The 18,300-nt window shown below is 69.2% G+C and carries 18 protein-coding genes; 10 read left to right on the top strand and 8 right to left on the bottom strand.

Features of this window, described 5'->3' with window-relative positions; all coding sequences use genetic code 11:
• Positions 1–48: 48 nt before the first annotated feature.
• On the top strand, positions 49–942 hold the full coding sequence (locus ACGFNU_RS38840; protein WP_392601581.1) for an SDR family NAD(P)-dependent oxidoreductase: 894 nt from the start codon (positions 49–51) through the stop codon (positions 940–942).
• A gap of 14 nt (positions 943–956) precedes the next feature.
• On the opposite strand, the gene ACGFNU_RS38835 is transcribed toward ACGFNU_RS38840, so the two are convergent.
• Positions 957–1,184 (bottom strand): hypothetical protein, encoded by a 228-nt coding sequence (locus ACGFNU_RS38835; RefSeq protein ID WP_392601580.1) that lies wholly within the window; start codon positions 1,182–1,184, stop codon positions 957–959.
• Positions 1,185–1,522: 338 nt separating this feature from the next.
• Between ACGFNU_RS38835 and ACGFNU_RS38830 the strand changes: the two genes are divergently transcribed.
• The 3 genes from ACGFNU_RS38830 to ACGFNU_RS38820 all read left to right on the top strand — a co-directional run bounded on the left by ACGFNU_RS38830 (position 1,523) and on the right by ACGFNU_RS38820 (position 3,852).
• The gene (locus ACGFNU_RS38830; RefSeq protein WP_392601579.1) at positions 1,523–2,986 is read left to right on the top strand and encodes a sulfatase; all 1,464 of its coding nucleotides are present in this window, start codon (positions 1,523–1,525) and stop codon (positions 2,984–2,986) included.
• Positions 2,987–3,128: 142 nt separating this feature from the next.
• Complete coding sequence (locus ACGFNU_RS38825; RefSeq protein ID WP_392601578.1) at positions 3,129–3,311, top strand: hypothetical protein; 183 nt, start codon at positions 3,129–3,131, stop codon at positions 3,309–3,311.
• 118 nt (positions 3,312–3,429) lie between these two features.
• On the top strand, positions 3,430–3,852 hold the full coding sequence (locus ACGFNU_RS38820) for an alpha/beta fold hydrolase (protein WP_392601577.1): 423 nt from the start codon (positions 3,430–3,432) through the stop codon (positions 3,850–3,852).
• A gap of 260 nt (positions 3,853–4,112) precedes the next feature.
• Here the strand turns inward: ACGFNU_RS38820 and ACGFNU_RS38815 are convergent, their stop codons facing one another.
• Together ACGFNU_RS38815 and ACGFNU_RS38810 are read right to left on the bottom strand one after the other, a co-directional pair.
• A complete protein-coding gene (locus tag ACGFNU_RS38815; protein ID WP_392601576.1) occupies positions 4,113–5,447 on the bottom strand; it encodes a tetratricopeptide repeat protein in 1,335 nt (444 codons plus the stop codon).
• A gap of 238 nt (positions 5,448–5,685) precedes the next feature.
• Positions 5,686–6,453: a helix-turn-helix domain-containing protein gene (locus ACGFNU_RS38810; protein WP_392601575.1), complete on the bottom strand. Its 768-nt coding sequence runs from the start codon at positions 6,451–6,453 to the stop codon at positions 5,686–5,688.
• 163 nt (positions 6,454–6,616) lie between these two features.
• On the opposite strand from ACGFNU_RS38810, the gene ACGFNU_RS38805 reads away from it, so the two are divergent.
• Positions 6,617–7,093, top strand: coding sequence for a nuclear transport factor 2 family protein (locus ACGFNU_RS38805; protein ID WP_392601574.1), 477 nt, complete (start codon positions 6,617–6,619; stop codon positions 7,091–7,093).
• A gap of 35 nt (positions 7,094–7,128) precedes the next feature.
• On the opposite strand, the gene ACGFNU_RS38800 is transcribed toward ACGFNU_RS38805, so the two are convergent.
• Positions 7,129–8,037 (bottom strand): AraC family transcriptional regulator, encoded by a 909-nt coding sequence (locus ACGFNU_RS38800; protein ID WP_392601573.1) that lies wholly within the window; start codon positions 8,035–8,037, stop codon positions 7,129–7,131.
• 101 nt (positions 8,038–8,138) lie between these two features.
• On the opposite strand from ACGFNU_RS38800, the gene ACGFNU_RS38795 reads away from it, so the two are divergent.
• Positions 8,139–8,996, top strand: a complete 858-nt coding sequence (locus tag ACGFNU_RS38795) for an NAD(P)H-binding protein (protein WP_392601572.1) — start codon at positions 8,139–8,141, stop codon at positions 8,994–8,996.
• A 111-nt stretch (positions 8,997–9,107) separates the two neighbouring features.
• Here ACGFNU_RS38795 and ACGFNU_RS38790 read toward each other — a convergent pair whose 3' ends face one another.
• The 3 genes from ACGFNU_RS38790 to ACGFNU_RS38780 form a co-directional block, all read right to left on the bottom strand.
• Positions 9,108–10,481 carry a hypothetical protein gene (locus ACGFNU_RS38790; RefSeq protein WP_392601571.1) on the bottom strand — a complete coding sequence of 458 codons (1,374 nt, stop codon included), beginning with the start codon at positions 10,479–10,481 and terminating at the stop codon, positions 9,108–9,110.
• A gap of 70 nt (positions 10,482–10,551) precedes the next feature.
• Positions 10,552–11,010: a hypothetical protein gene (locus ACGFNU_RS38785; RefSeq protein WP_392601570.1), complete on the bottom strand. Its 459-nt coding sequence runs from the start codon at positions 11,008–11,010 to the stop codon at positions 10,552–10,554.
• A gap of 107 nt (positions 11,011–11,117) precedes the next feature.
• Positions 11,118–12,536 (bottom strand): MFS transporter, encoded by a 1,419-nt coding sequence (locus ACGFNU_RS38780; protein WP_392601569.1) that lies wholly within the window; start codon positions 12,534–12,536, stop codon positions 11,118–11,120.
• Between the two features lie 181 nt (positions 12,537–12,717).
• On the opposite strand from ACGFNU_RS38780, the gene ACGFNU_RS38775 reads away from it, so the two are divergent.
• The 4 genes from ACGFNU_RS38775 (at position 12,718) to ACGFNU_RS38760 (ending at position 18,017) form a co-directional block, all read left to right on the top strand.
• Positions 12,718–13,248, top strand: a complete 531-nt coding sequence (locus ACGFNU_RS38775; RefSeq protein ID WP_392601568.1) for a SigE family RNA polymerase sigma factor — start codon at positions 12,718–12,720, stop codon at positions 13,246–13,248.
• Complete coding sequence (locus tag ACGFNU_RS38770; RefSeq protein WP_392601567.1) at positions 13,245–14,486, top strand: hypothetical protein; 1,242 nt, start codon at positions 13,245–13,247, stop codon at positions 14,484–14,486. Before ACGFNU_RS38775 ends, ACGFNU_RS38770 begins: the two co-directional genes overlap by 4 nt.
• 157 nt (positions 14,487–14,643) lie before the next feature.
• On the top strand, positions 14,644–15,447 hold the full coding sequence (locus ACGFNU_RS38765; RefSeq protein ID WP_392601566.1) for an ABC transporter ATP-binding protein: 804 nt from the start codon (positions 14,644–14,646) through the stop codon (positions 15,445–15,447).
• 5 nt (positions 15,448–15,452) lie between these two features.
• A complete protein-coding gene (locus ACGFNU_RS38760) occupies positions 15,453–18,017 on the top strand; it encodes an FtsX-like permease family protein (protein ID WP_392601565.1) in 2,565 nt (854 codons plus the stop codon).
• Between the two features lie 73 nt (positions 18,018–18,090).
• On the opposite strand, the gene ACGFNU_RS38755 is transcribed toward ACGFNU_RS38760, so the two are convergent.
• The gene (locus ACGFNU_RS38755; RefSeq protein WP_392601564.1) at positions 18,091–18,243 is read right to left on the bottom strand and encodes a hypothetical protein; all 153 of its coding nucleotides are present in this window, start codon (positions 18,241–18,243) and stop codon (positions 18,091–18,093) included.
• Positions 18,244–18,300: the final 57 nt, after the last annotated feature.

Raw genomic sequence — 18,300 nt, 5'->3', positions numbered from 1 at the left:
TCTTACCGTCGAACGCATAAGAGACCAACGGTCTGAAAGGAGATCGGCATGAAGTGGAATGAGCGGAACATCCCCGGCCACACCGGCCGGGTGGCGGTCGTGACCGGCGCGAACACCGGGCTCGGCTTCGAGACGGCCAGGGCCCTCGCCGAGCACGGGGCGACGGTGGTGCTCGCCGTGCGCAACGTCGAGAAGGGCAAGCAGGCGGCTGCCCGCATTCAGGGCGACGTCACCGTGCAGGAACTGGACCTGACGTCACTGGAGTCCGTCCGCGCCGCCGCGGCCGGCCTGCGTGCCACGCACCCGAGGATCGACCTGCTGATCAACAACGCCGGCGTGATGTACCCGCCCCGGCAGACCACGCGGGACGGGTTCGAGCTGCAGTTCGGAACCAACCACCTCGGGCACTTCGCGCTCACCGGGCTGGTGCTGGACCGGCTGCTTCCCGTGCCCGGCTCGCGCGTGGTGACGGTCAGCAGCGTCGGTCACCGCATCCGGGCCGCGATCCACTTCGACGACCTGCAGTCGGAGCGGTCCTACAGCCGGGTCGCGGCCTACGGGCAGTCGAAGCTGGCGAACCTGATGTTCACCTACGAGCTACAACGCCGGCTCGCACGGCACGGCACCACGATCGCCGTGGCGGCGCACCCGGGCCTGGCCAACACCGATCTCATGCGCAACTCCCCCGCCGCGATGCGGTTGATCAACCCCTTGATCGCGCCCTTGATGAGCCAGAGGCCGGACATGGGCGCACTCCCGACCCTCCGCGCGGCCACCGATCCCGCCGTCCTCGGCGGCCAGTACTACGGTCCGGACGGGATGCGCGGGTACCGGGGACACCCGCGGATCGCCGAGTCCAGCCCGGAGTCCCACGACGTGGCCGTCCAGCAACGGCTGTGGGCCGTCTCCGAGAACCTCACCGGCGTGAAGTTCCCCGTCTGAACCCGCGGCTCGGGTCAGGTGGGTGGTTGGGCTGCGGGTGGACGGGGAGTTCGGGCTCCCAGGCCGGCGCCGATCACTCCGAGGGTGAGGCCGAAGACGGGGAAGATGCTGAACGCGAAGCGCCACCGAGCCGATCGGGTCTCGATTCCCGCCAGTTCGGCGAGCATCGCCCGGCCCCACTCGCGTCGGCGTTCGGGCAGCGCCGCCACCGCGGCCGCCAGCAACCGCTCCGGCGGATACATCGCCGACAGCCGGGAGCCGATCCCCGGCCACCAATAACGCAGGACGAGCCCGTCGTCTGGGCGGAGGGACGTCGAGAACGCGCCATACCTTAACTCTATATAGATAGAGTTTAGGCCTCCACGGCCACCGTGGCCGGACCCGGACGGTCTGTGGGCGACGCCACCCCGCCGGTCGCGGCCCGCCTGGGCCGGAGGTGTTCCAGGTGCCCGATTCGACCCCGGGCATGATCATCCGTCCGAATCTCTCAGCGTTTCCCCAGCCTTTTCCATAAGTGGCGCATAAGTTCGGTCGCTAAGCTTCCGCACGATCGCTCCCCTCAGGTACCAGGAAGGCAGTCATGCCCCCTCGGAAACTCGCGATAGTCGCCGCAGCGGCCATGGCGGTCATCGCCACCGCGTCCTGCGGCACCGGCTCACCCACGCGGTCCGTGGAAAAGGCCAGTGCGGCGGGACCCGAAACCCGGCCGAACATCGTGTTCGTGCTCACCGATGACCTGGCCTCGAATCTGCTCCCCTACATGCCGAATGTGCAGCGAATGCAGCAGCGCGGCATGACGTTCTCGAACTATTTCGTGACCGATTCGCTGTGCTGCCCGTCGCGGGCCACGATGATGACCGGCCGCTATCCGCACAACACCGGGGTCTTCACCAATCAGGGCTCCGACGGCGGCTACGCCACGTTCAACCGGAAGGGCAACCAGAAGCGCACCTTCGCGACCTCGCTCAAAGCCGCCGGATACAACACGGCCCTGCTCGGCAAGTACCTCAACGGCTATCAGCCCACGATGGCGGTTCCGCCCGGCTGGAGCGAATGGTACGTCGCCGGGAACGGCTATCCGAACTACAACTACAAGCTGAACGAGAACGGACGCGTCGTCTCGTACGGCAACAAGCCCTCCGATTACCTCACCGATGTGCTTTCGCGGAAGGGCATCGACTTCGCCAAGCGGTCGGTCGCCGCCAAGAAGCCGTTCATGCTGGAGCTCTCGGTCTTCACGCCGCACGGCCCGTCCACCCCGGCCCCGCGCGACAAGGGCAAGTTCCCGAACCTCAAGGCACCGCGCACGCCGGCCTTCAATGAAGCCGACATGTCCGACAAGCCCGACTGGATCAAGGGCCGTCCGAAGCTCACCAAGAAGCAGATCAACACGATCGACGCCAACTTCCGCAAGCGTGCCCGGTCGGTGCTGGCGATCGACAAGGCGATCGGCGACCTCCAGGCCTCGCTCAGGGCCAGCGGCGCCGACCGCAACACCTACTTCGTGTTCACGTCGGACAACGGCTTCCACATGGGTGAACACCGCCTCACGGGCGGGAAGCAGACGGCGTACGACACCGACATCAAGGTGCCGCTGATCGTCACCGGGCCGGGCGTGCCCGCCGGGCGCACCGTCAGCGCGCTCACGCAGAACACCGACCTGTGCCCGACCTTCACCGCGCTCGGCCGCGCCAAGCCCCCGGCGCAGGTGGACGGGATCTCGCTGGTGCCCTACCTCACCGGCAAGAGCCCGCATAACCCGCGCGACGGCGTACTCGTCGAGCACCACGGCCCGTCCACCGTCGCGTCCGACCCGGACTTCCAGGCCGCGCCCGCCGGCAATCCCCCGACCTATTCCGCGCTGCGCACCACCCGCGAACTCTACGTGGAATATGCCAACGGCCAACGCGAGTACTACGACATCCGCCGCGACCCGAACCAGCTCGACAACACCGTCAACAGCCTTTCTCCCGGACAACTGAAAAAGCTGAAGTCGATGCTGCGTGAGCTGACCACCTGCAAGGGGCGCGACTGCCAGAAATAGTCCGCGCCAACGGCCTCTCACCAGAACTGGTGAGAGGCCGTTTCTACGGTCAGCGGCGGTGGATCGTCCGGATCACCGTCGCGTAGTTGTTGCCCGAGGCCACCCGGCCGATCTTGGCCATCCACCGCGGATACTGGCCGCCATGACGACTTCGTCCAGCCCCGCATCACCCTTCTCCCGCATCAAGATCCGCGTCGGCGCACTGGTGTTCTGCGGCGACGAGGTAGCCCTCATCCGCGCGTTGGCCGCGCTGCACAGCCCGCGCGCCGCCCTCACCAGCGCGTCCCTGCCCGCCGTCACCGACGACAACTACGTCTGGGTGTGACCGTCGACCGCGCATCCGGCAAGTGATCTAGCCCACAAACAGGTCACTTTCCTGTAGGTACCTACTAGCCCAGGGACAGTAGCCTCGCCGAGTCCGCATACGGAAACGGAGAGCTTCCATGCCTGTCGCCCATGTTCTCGATTCGACGATCTTCTACCGGGAGACCGGCACCGGCGTGCCGATGGTCTTTCTGCACGGCAACCCCACCTCGTCCCATCTCTGGCGGCGCGTCCTGCCGGCCGTCGGCGACCCCGGCCGGCGGCTGGCACCCGACCTCATCGGGATGGGCGAATCAGGCAAGCCAGATATCGGCTACGGCTTCGACGACCATGCCCGCTATCTGGACGCCTGGTTCGACGCACTCGAGCTCGACGACGTCGTCCTGATCGGACATGACTGGGGCGGCGCGCTCGCATTCGACTGGGCCGCCCGCCATCCCGGCCGGGTGCGCGGGATCGCGTTCACGGAGACGATCGTGAAGCCCATGTCCTGGGACGAGTTCCCCGAAGGCGGGCGTGAACTGTTCCAGGCCATGCGCTGACCGCTGCCGCCGGGCGTTTGGTCCTGCGGAGACTGGGGTCGGTCGTTCAGGTGCAGCGGTGAGCATGCCGATTCACATGCTCACCGCTGCTGACCGTCCCGCTAGGACGGACGTTACGTCGCGCTTACCCGCAAGGAGTCCGTGGGGCGCTACGACGCACTCGCCGTGAGGAGTTCGCTGTGCTCGAAGGTGGTGTCGTCAGCGTCGAAGAGGCTCGCTTGGCCGTGCTCAGGTCTGCGCCTCTTGCAATTTCGCGGCGATCAGGTGGCCTTGCCGCGGGCGATGTAGACGTTCATATCGGTGAAGTCGAGGGTGACGTTGTAGGGCTTGTAGAAGCTGTGGGCGAAGTGGCCCAGAATGTCGAACCCGTAGTCGCCGGGTGAAGCAGCCTTCGCGTCCGCGAACGCGAAGCCGCCGGCGCCGCCACCTTTGTCCGTGTAGCAGTAGACGTGCTTGGCGACGGCGTTGCCGAGGCGGACCTCTTTCGGATAGCAGGGGTAGCTGACGACCGGCTGGCCTCCGGCGAAGGCCTCGATGGGACGGTCATAGTCGGTGCGGATTCCCAGCTGCTCGGCCGTTTCCCCGGACATTCCCGCGACCATTTCGCCGCCTCCGCCGATGTTCAGGGCCACCACCTGTGTTCCGGAGTCGGCGATGCTGCCGCTGCTGTGGAGCAGGTGCTCACGGGCCAGCCACAGCGGCAGGGGCTTGGCCCCCGCCTGGATGGCGTCGGCGCGCACCTTCCTGGCCGTTTCGGGAGTGCGGCGGCGCAGGATCAGCGACCGGCCCGCATAGTCGATGGTGGTCAGGAAGTGGTACAGGATCCACGTGCCGATGAGGCCGTCGCTGGCCGGCGCCTGTAGCTCCGACTCCGACCTCGACCACTGCACGGGGACGTTGCGCAGTTCGATGCCGCCCAGCTTGAACGATTCCAGTACCCCGAAGTACATCCAGACGGTCTGGCCCTGGTATTCGATCGTCTGGCTGGCGACGGCCCTCAGCCCGGCTTCCTCGGCTACGTCCGCGGACAGGCCCAGCCACGGGACGCGGGTGTAGAAGGTAAGGCGCTTCGCCGGTCCGCCGTTGAGCGAGGCCTCCATTAGCGGTGCCGGGTCGAGCTCCTGCCACGGCACCCGCCCGATGTCGCCGTGGATCTGATACGGCTCGCCGCTGACCGCCCCGAACCATTTGGCGTAGACGTCTTCGCCGGCCGCTTCACAGCGGGGCACGGCGAGGGAGAATTTGTCCTGCCGGATGTAGCAGTCGGCCAGGAGGTGGTTGGTCTCCTTGTCGGCGGGCGCCAGTTCGAGGGCCGTCTTGAGATATTTCTCAGCCTCGGGAAATCTGTTGCTCAGCAGCCCGACATAGCCGCGCTGGCGGGCCGCGTGCACATTCTTGGGATCTGTTTTCAGGATCGCCTCGTACGCGCGGCCAGCCTGCTCGAACTTCCCGGCCCTGAACAGCGCGTCCGCGTCACCGCCGCGGGTTTGCGCCGTGGCCGCCTTGCCCAGCAGTGGCACGGTCGCGGCGGCACCGGCCGCCACGGCGGCGCCCCGCAGCAGCGAACGCCGGTCCCATTCCCCGTCCTTGGCCATGGCCTGCTCCTTCCTTTTGTGGTCACCTTCCGCCGCAACTTTCTAGCCAACGAACGGTCACGGCACGGTGCCAAGACCTGTGACCCGGCTGTGACCCCGGATCTGCAACCAGAGTCGGCGGAAACAGAAGGCTGTTGTGGTGGCGGAGTGGGAGCAGGGCCGAATGCAGATTGTGTTTCACAGAACTGCACCCGAGCCGAACGATGCGGGCTGCATGGGTAAGCAGGTGGGCGGAGAGTCAGGCTGAATTGGCGACGCTGTTCCCTGCCCACGCGATGCCGTCCACCGCCAGCCAGGGTTGACCGACCACGGTCGCCGGAGTCACCGCGGTGAACGCCAGAACGTCCCGATGCAGGTGGGATTGGTCGACGTAACCGCTTTCGGCTGCGACCTCGGCCACGCTGTGGCCCGCGGCCAGGCGATGCGCGGCATGGTCGAAGCGGACCAGCCTCGCCGCGCGTTTGGGAGGAAGCCCGATCTGCGACCGGAATCGGGACCACAGGCGCTTGCGGCTCCACCCGACCTCGGCCGCGAGGTCCTCGATCCGGGCCTGGCCGCGACTGACGACGATCTGGTTCCACACCCGGGCCGTCTCGGGGTCCACCGACGTCCCCACCGCTGCTCGGCGGGCCAGCAACGCCTCCACCAACGCGAACCGCTCCTGCCAGGACGTTGCGTCGCCGAGCCGCTGTCGTATCCGTGCCGCGTCCTGCCCCCACACGTCGTCCAGGGCGACGACGGTATGGTCCAGTTCCGATGGCGACGCGCCGAGTACGGCGTATGCGATCACCGGGGACAGACGCACCTGCAAGCACTCGATGTTTTCGCCACGCACGCGAAGAGCGCCGTGCAGGAACCCGGCGGCAAGGTTTCCCCGCTGCTGCAGGCCGGTGGCGGCGTCCACGACGAGCGGACCGTTGCCGAACTCCAGGACGAGCGTGACGGAAGGGTGCGGAACCACTCGCACGTCGACCGGACCCGCGAAGCCGCCACGGAACACGGCCATGCTGACACCGGCCACCCGGCCGGGCCTCGGCGCCCTCACCACGCCCCACCCGGCCACAGCTCCACGCTCGTGCGCAGTGGATCGCATGGCCCCATGTTAAGAGGCGATCGGCCGGAACATTTGTCCAATACGCCTACGGCACGCGTCGGTGACAGTTGGGCTCATGAGTCACGACATCATCCAGAACGCTTTCCAAGCGCTCGCCAGCAACGACCCCGATCAGATCTGCGCCGTTCTCACCGAGGACGCCGAATGGCTGTCACCCCCTGGAAACGCAACCGCCGTCGCGCTCGGGGTGGCCCACCACATGGTGGGCGAGAAGGCGATCGCGCGCTTCTTCGCCGAGGATTTCCCTCGGCTGTTCGTGCGTGACGTCGCCCTCTCGCTCCACGCGTCGCACACCGGCGGCGAACGGGCGACCGTGGAGGCGGCAATGACGGCGACCCTGGCCAACGGCAATCACTACGCCAACGACTACTGCTTCGTCTTCGAGCTCAAGAACGACCTGATCCACCGGGTCCGCGAATACGTGGACACAGCCCGCGGCCACCGCCTGATCTTCGGCGAGGTCAAGGCTCCCCAGTCACCCGCCGATCGACCTGGTCGCGGCGATCGGCGGGTACGCGACCAGCCACGCTGATCATCGGTGCGTTGGCGTTCCCGTCACGAGGAGCCTCACTGGTGGCGGTAGGCGCCGGGCGCGATGCCGTACTCGCGCTTGAACGCCTTGGCGAAGGCGAACTCGGACGTGTAGCCGACGCGTTCGGCCACCGTCCGCACCGAGGCGCCGGGCTCGCGGAGCAGGCGGCCCGCGCTGGTCAAGCGCCACCAAGTCAGGTAGGTCATCGGCGGCTCGCCCACCAACGCGGTGAAGCGCTCCGCGAACGTCGATCGCGAGAGCCCTCTCCGCGCCGCCAGTTCGGCGACGGTCCAGGGATGTCCGGGGCGGGCGTGCATGTCCTGCAGGGCGCGGCCGATGACCGGGTCGGCGAGGGCCCGCGCCCAGCCTGGCGGAGACTGGGAGTCGGCGGCACGTTCCTCTTCCCAGGCACGCAGGATGTACAGGAGCATCGCGTCGATCAGGGCGGGCACGATCCCGTCGCTGCCAGGACGCGGGCGGGCGAGTTCGGCGGCTAGCAGGTCGACCAGGCGGCCAAGCTCGGCGTGGGCGGACAGGCGCACGAGCTCTGGCAGCTCTCGCATCAGCGGGTGCGGCCGCGTCCGGTCGAGCTGGTAGGCGCCGCAGAGCAGGATCGTCCGCTTTCCAGGGCCGTCGACGTGAACATGGCCGACGGGCGAAGAGGGATCCGGCCGGTCAGGAACGAAGTCGGTCAATGGGGTGTCTTCAGCGTCGGCCAGCGCGTGCTCGCCGCCTTCGCGCAGGAAGACCACGTCGCCAGGACCGAGCGCGAGTGGCGGGTCGCCGCCGCCGGGCATCAGCAGGCAGGCGCCTTCGAGTACGACGTGGAACGACGTGCCGGTGATCGCGGGGAAGCGCAACCCCCAGGGGGCGCGGACGTCGGTGCGTGCCGAACGGGTGATGCCCGTCCGCATCGCGGCGAGCGCATCGGAAAGCACGTCCATGAACCGGACTATAAGACATGTTCTCCGGCGTCTGAGGCATTCAGCGTCCGGCCGGGGCTCCATAACCTCGCCTCAGAAAGACCGATGAAGGGAGAACCACGATGACCGTCCTGGTGATCGGAGCCAGCGGCAAGACCGGCAGGCCTGTGGTGAACGCGCTGGTTGAACGCGGCCTGCCGGTACGCGCGGCCAGCCGCAACCCCGTACCTCGCCCACACCAAGCCGAGCCGGTGCGCTTCAACTGGACCGATCGCAGCACATGGCAGGAGGCGCTGCGAGACGTCGAAGCGTTGTACGTGGTCGGCCCGTACATGCATCCCGACCAGCCGGGTCTGATCGGCGACCTTCTCGCCGTGGCACCGCACGCGCGACGGGTCGCACTCCTCTCAATACTGGGCGTGGAACTGCTGCCCGAAGCGATCCCGATGGCGCGATGGGAGGAGGACGTGCGCGCCTCAGGAAAGGACTGGACGATCCTGCGGCCGAACTGGTTCCAGCAGAACTTCGGTGAAGGCTTCGCTTCGTCCCTGCGCGACCCTGGCGTACTGGCGCTGGCGGCCGCCGACGCCGAAGTGGGCTTCGTCGACACCCGCGACATCGCCGAGGTGGCGGCCGCCGCCCTCACCGAGGAGGGCCACGCCGACGCCGTCCACGTCCTCACTGGCCCGCGAGCGCTCACCCACGCCCAAGCCGTACAGATTCTGGCCGAGGCCGCTGGCCGAGAGTTGCGCTACGCCGCCCTCACCCCGGACGAGCACGCCGCCGAGCTGCGGAAGGCGGGCCTCGACGAACGTTCGATCACATGGCAGCGGGCACTGTTCCAGCTCATCCGCGACGGACACAACGCCGTGGTGACCGACACAGTCGAACGCATCACCGGCCACCCCGCCCGCTCATTGCAGACGTACGCGCAGGAGCACGCCAAGGCCTGGCAGCCACTCGTCCCAGAAAAGCACTGACCCGCGCCGAAGGGACGCACGCCCGTCTCTCCGCCCCAGGAGAGACCCCACCCGACCGCACCAACCCACCAGCTCGCTCGCTCAACTACCCAGCCATGCGCCGACAGCGACCTACACCTGTGCCAGGTGCGTATCGCCTGGGGAGGTGTCGGAATCGCGCTGGGCGAGCAGGAAGCGGGCTGCGGCTAGGAAGGCCACCAGCAATGCGGCGATGAACAGCAGAGCAGCAGAAGAACCGAGGTGGTGCACGGAGTTGAGATAGCTGGGCTCCGGTTGGCCGTCGTTGAGCTGGGTCAGGGTGATCGCCTCGCGGCCGCCGATCGCGAGGGCTCCCGCGATCGGACCGAGCACGGCCGGTGTTCCGCCGCCTCGCGTCGTGGCCGGGGCCACCGCTGCCACGGTGCACGTCACCGTGGCGACCAGCAGCGCCAGCAGCAGCCCCGCCGGAATCCACCGCGCCTGCGTGATCAGCTTCTCGGGGACTCCGCCGGTCGCCGCCACCAGCAGGAGCAGCACCAGACCGCAGGCCACGCCTCCGGAGATCGCCAGGACCGCCCGCCACCGGGTGGTCGCCGCCGCGACGCCCGCAGCCAGCCCCACCAGCGCCGCCACCACGGCGAAAGCCCGATGCTGCGCGGTGCCGGACAGCCCGAGCAACACCGGCGCGGCCGTTCCGGCCTGCACCGCGGCCACCGCCAGCACGGCGGTCCCCGCCCACACTCCCGCCAGCATCGCGGCGATCCCGGCGACGATCAGGGTCGCCAAGCCGAGCATCCCGACCATCACATACGGTCGACGTGCCAGCGACTCTTGGGAGACCTCCAGCAGCCGGGTCACCCGGTCCAGGGTCACTGCAGCCGGAAGGAACGCCACTAGCGTCGCCAACACCCCGGCCACCGTGACCCGGACGCCTGGCCACCGCCGCACCGTCCCCTGTAGTCGCGCCACCGCCACCCCAGCACCGGCCAAGGCGACCACGGTCAGCCCCAGATGCAAGGCGTCCGTTCGCCACGGCATGCTGAGCCAGCCGGCACCCACCAGCGCGGCGCCGACCAATCCCGCTCCCGCCGCGGAACCGGCCAACGCCACCCCGGCTCTGACGCGTCCCCCGTCCAACAGCTCCTGAGCTGCGGCCAGCACCGCCACCAACACCAGCGCCACCCCCGCCGAACCCAGATGGCCCACGGTCGGACGAGACTGCAACGCGTCCAGATAGGGCACCATCGTGGCCGGCAGGGTCAACGCCGCTCCCGCCAGGAGCAGCCAGGGCCACCAGCGGATCAACACGAGACCAGCGACGACCGCCGCCACCGGAAGGCCCGCCGCCAGAAGCGCGTCGCCGTTCCAAAGCCCGCCCACGCTTCGAGTGGCGAGCGCCCTGGGCACCGGCCCCTGACCGGCCCCGGCGCTGACCAGCACACCGATCCCGGACGCCGCCACCGCGAGGATCAATGCCGATCGTTCACCCGACCCTGGATTGTCCATGGCGCTGACGGTCGCACACGACGATCATCCGGTCCTGAGTACGGATACTCATATCCGCGCATCGGTTTGATCACGACGCGGTGCGAGCAAGGGCCTGTTCGTATTGCGGACGCGAGAAGACGAACGGCCCGAGCGTCGCCGACAAGTCCCAGTCCCGGTGGTTGTTGCGAAATCCAGACCAGCGCACTTGCGAATCGGTGACCTCGATCCTGGCCAGCAGCGCCCAGCACTCCGAGATGCCGCACATGCATCCCAGCAGCATGGTCTCGTCGTCTTCCTGGTTGTACGCCGTTTCTACAGGCTCACCCAGATAGTGCCGGGTCGGCCAGCCCGTCCAGCGCCCAAGGAAGGAGCTGTACTCGCCCGCCAGCAAAGGCGCTTCCTCAGGCACGAACTCGTCGGCGCGTTCAAGCTGCTCGTCCCGCGCATACGGAAGCTCTGCGGTACGCACCAAATCCAGCAACCGGACGCCATCGATGAAGATCTCAATAGACCCGCCCCCAACCAGCCGGAACTCGATCTCCTGCACCCGGCCTCCTCACCAAGTTCCCCGGGCCCCAGCGGCGCCTATGCCCCTTGGCCAGCATGTGTACGACACGAACGACCACACGTCCACCGAGTTTCCACGGCGAGCGCTCAGCTTTCGCTTGGCGTCCGGTTCTCTTTGTGGCTGCGGAAGAAGGCGGCTATTAGGGCTGCGCCGGTGAGGCTGGCTGCGGCGGCTACGAGTACGGCTAGGCGCATGCCGTTGAGGGCGTTGGCGGCGGTGCCGTAGAGCGCTACCGCGGCCAGTACTGGGGTGCCTAGGGTCAGGGCGATCTGCTGGCTCATCGTGCTGAGTCCGGTGGCCAGGCCCTGCTCCTCGTTGGGCAGTCCAGAGGTCGCGATGACCGTGTAGGAGACGAGGCCCAGGGCGTGACCGAAGAATGCGACCGCGACGGCGATGAGGACGATGTAGATGCCCGTGGCGTTCTCGTTCAGGGTCAGCAGGCCCAGGATGCCCAGTCCTTGGATCGTCAGTGCGGTGACGAGGGTCGGCTTGCCGCCGATGGCGCCGATCACGCGGGGGGCGAGGAGCCCGCCCGCGATCGCCGCGATGCTGGACCCGCCGAACGCCAGGCCCGCCGCGAGCGGCTCGTAGTCGAGCACGTCCTGCAGGTAGAGCGTCATCTGGAAGACGATCGCGCTGGGCATGCCGATGACGAGGAGCCCCGCGAAGTTGCCCCAGCGGACGGTCGGCCGCTTGAGCACGCTGACCGGCGCGAGGGGGTGCGGGCTGCGCAGCTCGATGAACCAGAACGCGATCAGGAGGGCGACGGCGAGGATCAGGCAGCCGATGACAAGGGGGTCGCCCCAGCCCTTCTGCTCGGTCGCGGAGATCCCGTACACCAGGCTCAGCAGGCCGCCGGTGACCGTGACCGCGCCGGGGACGTCGAGGCGGGTGCGCGTCCGCTCGTTCGTGTCGTCCAGAACACGCGGGGCGATGAGCAGGATGAGCGCGACGACCGGCAGGTTGATCAGGAACGCCCAGCGCCAGCTCAGCAGGTCGGTCAGCACGCCGCCGAGCACCGATCCCAGCGCGAAGCCGCCGGTCAGCAGGGTGCCGTTGAGCCCGAGGGCGCGCCGGCGGAGCGGCCCTTCGGGGAAGGACGTGGTGAGCAGCGACATCGCGGCGGGGGTGGCCATCGCGGTGGCGAGCCCCTGCCCGAGGCGTCCGGTCAGGAGCATCGCGGGCGACTGCGCGAGGCCGCCGATCAGCGACGCCGCGCCGAGGACCAGCATGCCCAGAAGGAAGAGGTTGCGCCGGCCGAACAGGTCCGCGACGCGGCCGAACAGCAGGGTGAGGCCTGCCGCGGGCAACATGAAGGCGGTGACGATCCACTGCAGGTTGCCTGGCGCGAAACCGAGTTCGGAGCCGATGGCGGGCGTGGCGATGTTGAGCACCGAGAAGTCGACCGCGAGCATGAACTGGGCCCCGAGCAGGAGAACCAGGATCAGCCTGTGCCGGGACGTCATCACCTGCTCGGCGGGCCTGTCCATGAGCTGCTCGGTCATCGTGTTCCTCTCGATCGCGATCAAGCCGATGGGAGGAGGAACCCCGGCGGGCCGGCGCGGGTTGCACGGGCGTCGTCTCGCGTCCCACCAGGGCTCTGCTCGTATGGAGATCAAAAACTTTCAGGCAGGCGCCAACCCGCGCGGGCCTCCTGGCGTGTGTAACGGGTGACAAGGAGGCGGAATGGCGCGATATGACGGTCTACCCGAGTTCGTGGCGGCGCGGGGACAGGCGCTGCTGCGGTCGGCGTACCTGCTGACCGGGGACGGCCACCTCGCCGAGGACCTCGTGCAGAGCACGCTGGTCAAGGTCGCACCGCGATGGCGGCGCGTGGCCTCGGTGGGCGATCCTGAGGCGTACGTGCGGAAGATGCTCTACAACGAGCACATCAGCTGGTGGCGGCGGCGCGGACGGCGCGGCGAGCTGCCCAGCGCGGCTCCCCCGGATGGCGAGCGATATCCCGACTTCGCCGACGGCGCGCTGCTGTCGATGGTCCTTCGGCAGGCGCTCGGCAAGCTCACCGCCAAGCAGCGCGCCGTGATCGTGCTGCGTTTCTACGAGGACCGTTCGGAGCACGAGACCGCCGAGCTGCTGGGCTGCTCGACCGGGACGGTCAAGAGCCAGACGCACCGCGCGCTGGCCCGGCTGCGCGTCCTCGAACCCGGCCTCGCCGATCTTCTGACCGACATCCAGACCCCGGAGGCGGCCCGATGACCTCGCGACTCCACCACGCCCTCAGCGACCTCGCCGAGCAGGCGCCGGCCCCGCAAACCGTGCTGACCAGCCGCGTCATCGCCCGGGCCCGCCGCCGCAGGCGCGTGCGCCTGATCGCGATGCCCATCGCCGCCGCCGGTGCCGCGGCCGCGGTCGTGACGGGCTCGGTTCTGGTCGGCGGCACCACCGACTCCGCTCCGCCCGCTGTGAACGTGACCGTTCCGCGGAACGGCGTGCTCAACGACGGCGCGCTGCCCGGCCCCCTGCCGAAGAAGATGAACGATCCGGTCACGTACGCCTTTCTCGACCGGTGCAAGCAGAAGGATGTCCCGAGCGGCAAGGGGCTCACGGGCGACTGTGCGCAATGGAGGCTGCTCGGCCGGTCCGGCAGGCAGTGGCGTCTCACCGAGGGCGTCGGCTCGTACCCGAAGAGCACCGGTAGCTACATGAACTCCAACGCCCCGTTGACGATCAGCCCGGACGGTCGGCGCATCGCCTACTACCAGGCGAAGGACGAACGTTTCGTGGTCCGTGAGCTCTCGTCCGGCCGGATCGTCCCGATCGACCGGCGGGTACCGATGACCGAGCTCTACCGCAATCCCTACACGCTGGTGTTCTCTGGGGACGGCCGGCGGCTCGTGGCGCACACTGCTGACGACACCGTGGCCCGGAAGGCTCTGCTCGCAGACACGACGACCGGTGCGGTGTCGGACCTGCCCAGCACGTCCGTCGTCGGCGTCGGCGTCGGCCAGGACTCTGCCGCTGTCGTCCTGACCGAAAAGCGGGGCAAGCAGACCAACCTGGTGCTCACCGGCCCCGACGGCCGGGTGCGTAACCGTGTGCCGCTCGACCCCAGAGTGGATCTGTCCATGGCGACGGGCGAGAACCGGCTTTCGCCCGACGGCCGGACGCTGTTCGCCAACGCCCACTCGGAGGGCGAGGGCATGCTCGTCGACGTGCGCACGGGAAAGGTCACCCGGACACTCAGCACCCGGCTGCCCGGCGGCGAGGCCTTGACGGGCATCGTCGGCTGGACAGGGCCGTCAGAGGTCTTGACCTCCACGGACCCGCCCGGGTCGCCCTGGAAGAACCCGCCTGGCCGGCCCGGCCGCCAAGACGACATCACGGGCATCAGAGGCCTCATCATCAACCTCCACACCGGAGGGACCAAGCTCTTCGGCGACTTCAAACTGCGGGCCAGCCAAGTCGCCTTCCAATTCGGTGGTTACAGGTCATGACACCTCAGCAGGCAGGTCCCGTGGCGCCGGGACGCGCTCGCCTTTCGCCGCGGCGGGGAGGGCGGCAAACCATCGGCTACTGGTAGGGCTGGCACCAGGGCGAGGTCTCCAGGTCGCGCCAATGTGCCGGGGGCGGCGCCACGGTTGGCTTGAGGGCATGACGCAGACCGCCGCCGCCTCACCCCACCCCGCCTCAGGGTCCCCCGCCTCATCCCACCCGGCCCCGGGCGCTCCCGCCGAACGGGTCGCCGCCGCGTTCGATCTCGTGAAGTCGTACGGGTCCGGCGACGGTGCCGTGACGGCCTTGCGCGGTGTCGCCGCGGAGTTCCACCGGGGGCAGTTCACCGCGATCATGGGCCCGTCCGGCTCCGGCAAGTCGACGTTCCTGCACTGCCTCGCGGGGCTCGACACGGTGACGTCCGGCAGCGTGCTGATCGGGGACGTGGACATCACCAAGCTCTCCCGCACCCGGCTGACCAAGCTGCGTCGCGATCGGCTGGGTTTCGTGTTCCAGTCGTTCAACCTCTTGCCGATGCTCACCGCGGAGGAGAACATCCGGCTTACCGGACGGCTGGCCGCCCGGCGCTCGGACCGGCAATGGTTCGACACGGTCGTGGACGCTCTTGGCCTGCGCCCACGGCTGGGTCACCGGCCGGCTGAGATGTCGGGCGGTCAGCAGCAACGGGTGGCGGTGGCGCGGGCGCTGCTGACGCGGCCGGAGGTGCTGTTCGCCGACGAGCCCACCGGCAACCTCGACTCGCGTTCCGGCGCCGAGGTGCTGGGCTTCCTGCGCCGCGCGGTCGACGCCTACCGGCAGACCGTGATCATGGTGACGCACGACCCGGTCGCCGCCTCGTACGCCGACCGCGTGCTCTTCCTGGCGGACGGCCGGATCGTGGACGAGCTGCACGCCCCGACCATCGACGGCGTTCACGCGCGCATGCGCCGGATGGAGGGCTGAGCACGATGTGGCTCATCGCACGCCGCTCGTTCGCCGAAGGGTGGCTCCGGCTGACCGCCACGTTGCTGGCGGCGATGTTCTCGGTCGGGCTGATCGCCGGATCGATCCAGTTCACGCTGCGCGCCCAGGCCGCGGTGTCGGGCAGCGACGCCAGCGAGTACGCGCGCGCCGACGTGCTCGTCCAGGGCGGTCAGACCGATCCCGATGACCTGTACGCCGCGCCGGACGGCCGCGTCCGTCTCGATCAGGTGGCGGGCCGTCCGGGCGTCGCCGCGGTGGCGGGCGATGCCGCGGTCCCGGTGACCGCGGCGACGCCCGGCGGCAAGATGATCGTTCCGCCCGCCGGCGGACGCACGCTGCTGCGCCCGTGGGTGGCCGAGCCTTCGCTCAACCCGTACAAGCTGGAGTCCGGCCGCGCTCCCGCCGCGCCCGGTGAGGTCGCGGTCGTGCGTCACATCGCACGCTCCGGCCGCCTCGGCACAGGGGCGGAACTGAACCTGACGCTCCCCCGCGAGACCTTGCGGACGAAGGTCGTCGGCGTCGTCACCGTGTCGGGACGCAGCGCCGTGGCGAGCGGCGCGCTTGTGCTGGCGACCCCAGAGACGATGAGCCGGGCCGCCGGATTGGCGCCGGGCGTCTGGCAGAGCGTCTGGGTGAAGGCCGCGCCGGACGTTCCCGCCGTCCGCCTGCGCGACCAGCTCAAACGTAGCCAGAACGACGCGACCGTCAGAACGGCGAAGTCCCTGCGCGATGCCCAGTCGGCCGACGTGGCGGGCATGGGCACCTCGATCGGCGGGGCGATCGCCATGCTCTCCTCGGTCGCCGTCTTCGTCGGGCTCTTCGTCGTGGCGAACACCTTCGGCACCCTCGTCCGCCAGCGATCTCGCCGCCTGGCCCTGCTCGCCGCGATCGGCGCCACCCCGCGCCAGATCAAACGGCTGATCCGCTTCGAGGCGCTCGCCGTCGGGCTGGTCGCGGCCGTGGGCGGCGTCCTGCTCGGCTACCCGGTGTCGGGCCTGCTGACGCGGCTCTTCGCCCAGGACGGCTTCGACATCTCGGCGGCGGACGCGCAGTTCGGCTGGGTCGCGCTCGCCGTTCCGGGCGCCGCCGGGATCGTGGTCACCCAGCTCGCGGCCTGGCGGGCCGCCCGCCGCGCCGCCCGCATCTCCCCCATGCAGGCGCTGCGCACGACCGCCGCCGACTCGTCGGGCCGCTCGTGGCCCCGCCTGGTCGGCGCGCTGGCCGTCTTCGCCTGCGCCTGGATGTTCTTCGGCCCGGCGTTCGGGATCGCCGCGACCGAGGCGCCCGGACCTGACCGCACCGTGGGCATCGCCGCGCTGGTGATGATCGGCTCGATGATCACCGTCGCCGCCCTCGCCGTGCTGGGCCCCTTCTTCGTCGGACCGCTGGGCGGCCTGGTGGGCCGCCTGGGCATGGCGGTAAGCGGCGAAGCGGGACGGGTCGCCCGCGCCACGATCACCCGCAGCCCCCGCCGCGTGTCGTCCGCGGCGTCCTCGCTCATGCTCGGCGTCGCCCTGGTCGGGGCGACCGCGACGCTCGTCCTCTCCTCGAACGCGCGCTTCGACGAGGCCGGACGCGAGGTGTTGCAGGCCGACCACGTCGTCACGTCCTCGGCCATGACGGGCGACGGCCGCGCCCCGCTCCCCCGCGACGTGGCAGCCAAGATCGCCGCCGTCCCAGGAGTAACCACCGCGATCCCCCTCATCTCCTCGGACGCCAAAATCATCGGCTCCAAAGCGTCCGACGAAGTACCTCCCTACGTCACCGTGACCGGCGCTGACCAGCCCACCCTCCGCCAGGTGCTGCGTCTCGGCGGCCACTTGCCCGCCCTCGCCCCCGGCGAGATCGGGCTCACCTCGACCACCATGAAGGCGCACAAACTCAAGCGCGGCCAAACCATAATCTTGCGCGCCGCGCAGGGCCGGGTACGTCTCACGATCGCCGGCGCCTACCACGACCCGTCCCACCTCTTCGCCGACCAGGCCCTCGTCGCGCCCGCCACGATGGAAAAACTGGACCCAAGCGCGGCGACCCAGGCAGTACTGATCCGCGGTGGCTCGCCCGACGCCCTCTCCCGCGCCATCGCGAACGTCCCCGGCGCCAAACTGGTCGACCGCAACGCCTACGTCGACATGGCCGCCGAGGCCCTCACCAAGGGCATGAAGGTGATCTACGGCTTCATCGGCATGTCCCTCGTGCTCGCCCTCTTCGGCATGGCCACCACGATCTCCATGAGCGTCGGTGAGCGAACGCGCGAGTTCGGCCTGCTGGGAGCGGTCGGCGCGACCATGTCGCAGATCCGGCAGGTCGTCCGCTGGGAGGCGGCCACCGTGGTCCTGCTCGGCACCCTCCTGGGCACAGGCGCCGCGCTGGGCTCGGTGGCCGTCCTCCACGCCGCCACCGGCAGCTCGTTCGCCGAGCCGAACCCGCCCCTGTGGCTGCTCGCCGCGATCACGGCAGGAGCCGCCCTGGTCACCCTGGCCACCTCGGCCCTCCCCGCCCGCCGAGCCGCCACCATCCCCATCCTCGAAGCCGCCAAAGCCGAGTAAGCGAGAAGGGCGGGGGCGCCGTCACGTCCCCCGGCGCCGCCCGCCCGCCTCAAGAACGTTCTCCATGCTTGGTTCATCGCTCACCGGGCGAGCGTTCGTGACGCAGTTGCTCGGCGAACTCGGTCAGCGCCGTCTCTCCCGCGAACCGCTCCGCCAGCAGGTAGTGAAGCTCGGTCGCTCTGGGCAGGAGATCCCCAGATCGTCGGGTCGGCTCCAGATCGAACACGAAGTGATGGTCGGGGCGGGTGGCAGGCCACATCTCGGTCGATCACGACGGGCGCCG

It is taken from the genome of Spirillospora sp. NPDC048911 (assembly GCF_043198015.1).
Lineage (GTDB): Bacteria > Actinomycetota > Actinomycetes > Streptosporangiales > Streptosporangiaceae > Spirillospora.
The sequence above is the reverse complement of the archived record's forward strand: the minus strand, read 5'-3'. Positions and strand labels throughout refer to the sequence as shown.

Bases quoted from the DNA above. Each gene is read 5' to 3' on its own strand.
- ACGFNU_RS38805 (WP_392601574.1), top strand. From the start codon at position 6,617: ATGAGTCACGACATCATCCAGAACGCTTTCCAAGCGCTCGCCAGCAAC.
- ACGFNU_RS38790 (WP_392601571.1), bottom strand. From the start codon at position 10,481: ATGGACAATCCAGGGTCGGGTGAACGATCGGCATTGATCCTCGCGGTG.
- ACGFNU_RS38810 (WP_392601575.1), bottom strand. From the start codon at position 6,453: ATGGCCGTGTTCCGTGGCGGCTTCGCGGGTCCGGTCGACGTGCGAGTG.
- ACGFNU_RS38835 (WP_392601580.1), bottom strand. From the start codon at position 1,184: ATGTATCCGCCGGAGCGGTTGCTGGCGGCCGCGGTGGCGGCGCTGCCC.
- ACGFNU_RS38770 (WP_392601567.1), top strand. From the start codon at position 13,245: ATGACCTCGCGACTCCACCACGCCCTCAGCGACCTCGCCGAGCAGGCG.
- ACGFNU_RS38815 (WP_392601576.1), bottom strand. From the start codon at position 5,447: ATGGCCAAGGACGGGGAATGGGACCGGCGTTCGCTGCTGCGGGGCGCC.
- ACGFNU_RS38760 (WP_392601565.1), top strand. From the start codon at position 15,453: ATGTGGCTCATCGCACGCCGCTCGTTCGCCGAAGGGTGGCTCCGGCTG.
- ACGFNU_RS38800 (WP_392601573.1), bottom strand. From the start codon at position 8,037: ATGGACGTGCTTTCCGATGCGCTCGCCGCGATGCGGACGGGCATCACC.
- ACGFNU_RS38795 (WP_392601572.1), top strand. From the start codon at position 8,139: ATGACCGTCCTGGTGATCGGAGCCAGCGGCAAGACCGGCAGGCCTGTG.
- ACGFNU_RS38820 (WP_392601577.1), top strand. From the start codon at position 3,430: ATGCCTGTCGCCCATGTTCTCGATTCGACGATCTTCTACCGGGAGACC.
- ACGFNU_RS38840 (WP_392601581.1), top strand. From the start codon at position 49: ATGAAGTGGAATGAGCGGAACATCCCCGGCCACACCGGCCGGGTGGCG.
- ACGFNU_RS38780 (WP_392601569.1), bottom strand. From the start codon at position 12,536: ATGACCGAGCAGCTCATGGACAGGCCCGCCGAGCAGGTGATGACGTCC.
- ACGFNU_RS38825 (WP_392601578.1), top strand. From the start codon at position 3,129: ATGACGACTTCGTCCAGCCCCGCATCACCCTTCTCCCGCATCAAGATC.
- ACGFNU_RS38775 (WP_392601568.1), top strand. From the start codon at position 12,718: ATGGCGCGATATGACGGTCTACCCGAGTTCGTGGCGGCGCGGGGACAG.
- ACGFNU_RS38830 (WP_392601579.1), top strand. From the start codon at position 1,523: ATGCCCCCTCGGAAACTCGCGATAGTCGCCGCAGCGGCCATGGCGGTC.
- ACGFNU_RS38765 (WP_392601566.1), top strand. From the start codon at position 14,644: ATGACGCAGACCGCCGCCGCCTCACCCCACCCCGCCTCAGGGTCCCCC.